This is a genomic window from Thalassotalea sp. G2M2-11 (genome assembly GCF_017168195.1).
In the GTDB taxonomy this organism is placed as follows: Bacteria; Pseudomonadota; Gammaproteobacteria; order Enterobacterales; family Alteromonadaceae; genus Thalassotalea_E.
Genome location: NZ_JADNYL010000008.1, coordinates 1 through 3,170, shown reverse-complemented (window position 1 = coordinate 3,170; position 3,170 = coordinate 1). Strand labels below are relative to the sequence as shown.

Below are 3,170 nucleotides of genomic sequence, written 5' to 3'. Positions count from 1 at the left end.
TCTATTGAGTACGTGAAAATGTCAGGCTTTACAATTGCTGGGGTTTAGTCACCCTGGTGTACCAAAACTATTTGGGGTTGTATGGTTAAGTGACTAAGCGTATGTGGTGGATGCCTTGGCAGTTAGAGGCGATGAAGGACGTGTTAATCTGCGATAAGCCGTGTTAAGCCGATAAAAGGCGTTATAGGCACGGATTTCCGAATGGGGAAACCCAGTTGCATAAGCAACTATCACTGAGTGAATACATAGCTCAGTGAGGCGAACCGGGAGAACTGAAACATCTAAGTACCCCGAGGAAAAGAAATCAACCGAGATTTCCTTAGTAGCGGCGAGCGAACGGGAATTAGCCCTTAAGCGTGTGGGCGTTAGTGGAACATTCTGGAAAGGATGGCGATACAGGGTGATAGCCCCGTACACGAAAACAAACACATTGTGAAAACGAGTAGGACGGAGCACGTGAAACTTTGTCTGAACATGGGGGGACCATCCTCCAAGGCTAAATACTCCTAACTGACCGATAGTGAACCAGTACCGTGAGGGAAAGGCGAAAAGAACCCCTGTGAGGGGAGTGAAATAGAACCTGAAACCGCATACGTACAAGCAGTGGAAGCCCTTCGGGGTGACTGCGTACCTTTTGTATAATGGGTCAGCGACTTATATTCTGTAGCAAGGTTAACCGATTAGGGGAGCCGTAGCGAAAGCGAGTGTTAACTGCGCGTTTAGTTGCAGGGTATAGACCCGAAACCCGGCGATCTACCCATGGGCAGGTTGAAGGTTGAGTAACATCAACTGGAGGACCGAACACACGTATGTTGAAAAATGCGGTGATGACTTGTGGGTCGGAGTGAAAGGCTAATCAAGCCGGGAGATAGCTGGTTCTCCCCGAAATCTATTTAGGTAGAGCCTCGGACGAATACCATTGGGGGTAGAGCACTGTTAAGGCTAGGGGGTCATCCCGACTTACCAACCCTTTGCAAACTCCGAATACCAATGAGTACTATCCGGGAGACACACTGCGGGTGCTAACGTCCGTTGTGAAGAGGGAAACAACCCAGACCGCCAGCTAAGGTCCCAAAGTCATAGTTAAGTGGGAAACGATGTGGAAAGGCATAGACAGCTAGGAGGTTGGCTTAGAAGCAGCCACCCTTTAAAGAAAGCGTAATAGCTCACTAGTCGAGTCGGTCTGCGCGGAAGATGTAACGGGGCTAAACTATGCACCGAAGCTGCGGATTTGAACTTAGGTTCAAGTGGTAGGGGAGCGTTCTGTAAGCCGTTGAAGGTGGATTGTAAGGTCTGCTGGAGGTATCAGAAGTGCGAATGCTGACATGAGTAACGATAAGGGGAGTGAAAAACTCCCCCGCCGAAAGACCAAGGTTTCCTGTCCCATGTTAATCAGGGCAGGGTAAGTCGGCCCCTAAGGCGAGGCGGAAACGCGTAGTCGATGGGAAACAGATTAATATTTCTGTACTTCTATATATTGCGAAGGAGGGACGGAGCAGGCTAAGCAAGCATGGCGTTGGTAGTCCATGTGAAAGTATGTAGGTTGAGAACTTAGGCAAATCCGGGTTCTTAAGACTGAGATACGAGACGAGTGTCCAAGGACACGAAGTTGTTGATGCCATACTTCCAGGAAAAGCTTCTAAGCATCAGATATATAGGAACCGTACCCCAAACCGACACAGGTGGTTAGGTAGAGAATACTAAGGCGCTTGAGAGAACTCGGGTGAAGGAACTAGGCAAAATAGTACCGTAACTTCGGGAGAAGGTACGCTGTTGCTGGTGATGGGACTTGCTCCCTAAGCTGGTGACAGTCGAAGTAACCAGGTGGCTGGAACTGTTTATTAAAAACACAGCACTGTGCAAAATCGAAAGATGACGTATACGGTGTGACGCCTGCCCGGTGCCGGAAGGTTAATTGATTGGGTTAGCTCTGCGAAGCTCATGATCGAAGCCCCGGTAAACGGCGGCCGTAACTATAACGGTCCTAAGGTAGCGAAATTCCTTGTCGGGTAAGTTCCGACCTGCACGAATGGCGTAATCATGGCCACACTGTCTCCACCCGAGACTCAGTGAAATTGAAATTGCGGTTAAGATGCCGTATACCCGCGGCTAGACGGAAAGACCCCGTGAACCTTTACTATAGCTTGACAGTGAACATTGCTCCTACATGTGTAGGATAGGTGGGAGGCTTTGAAGTGCAGTCGCCAGATTGCATGGAGCCAACCTTGAAATACCACCCTTGTATGCGTGATGTTCTAACCTAGGGCCCTTATCGGGCTTGGGGACACTGTCTGGTGGGTAGTTTGACTGGGGCGGTCTCCTCCCAAAGAGTAACGGAGGAGCACGAAGGTTGGCTAAGTATGGTCGGACATCATACGGTTAGTGCAATGGCATAAGCCAGCTTAACTGCGAGACAGACACGTCGAGCAGGTGCGAAAGCAGGTCATAGTGATCCGGTGGTTCTGTATGGAAGGGCCATCGCTCAACGGATAAAAGGTACTCCGGGGATAACAGGCTGATACCGCCCAAGAGTTCATATCGACGGCGGTGTTTGGCACCTCGATGTCGGCTCATCACATCCTGGGGCTGAAGTCGGTCCCAAGGGTATGGCTGTTCGCCATTTAAAGTGGTACGCGAGCTGGGTTTAGAACGTCGTGAGACAGTTCGGTCCCTATCTGCCGTGGGCGTTTGAGAATTGAAGAGGGCTGCTCCTAGTACGAGAGGACCGGAGTGGACGAACCACTGGTGTTCGGGTTGTCATGCCAATGGCATTGCCCGGTAGCTACGTTCGGAACTGATAACCGCTGAAAGCATCTAAGCGGGAAGCAGGCTTTGAGATGAGTTCTCACTGGAGCTTTAAGCTCCCTAAAGGGTCGTTGGAGACTACAACGTTGATAGGTCAGGTGTGTAAGGGTTGTGAGGCCTTGAGCTAACTGATACTAATTGCCCGTGAGGCTTAACCATACAACACCCAAGTGGTTTTGTATGTCTGATAAAAACACGTACACAATAGATTGAATAAGAAACAATATTGGATAGATAACAGCTTTCGAGATTGGTTAATTAAGCGAGTGCTTAATTAACAACAAGTTTTTGCTTAGCGACAATAGCGTTGTGGTACCACCTGACTCCATGCCGAACTCAGAAGTGAAACGCAACAGCGCCGATGG

2 rRNA genes are annotated in these 3,170 nt (G+C 49.6%); both read left to right on the top strand.

What is annotated here, in order from left to right:
• Positions 1-83 precede the first annotated feature (83 nt).
• Positions 84-2,964 (top strand): 23S ribosomal RNA (locus IV514_RS17320).
• Positions 2,965-3,096: 132 nt separating this feature from the next.
• Positions 3,097-3,170, top strand: a 5S ribosomal RNA gene (rrf, locus tag IV514_RS17315); the annotation flags it as partial.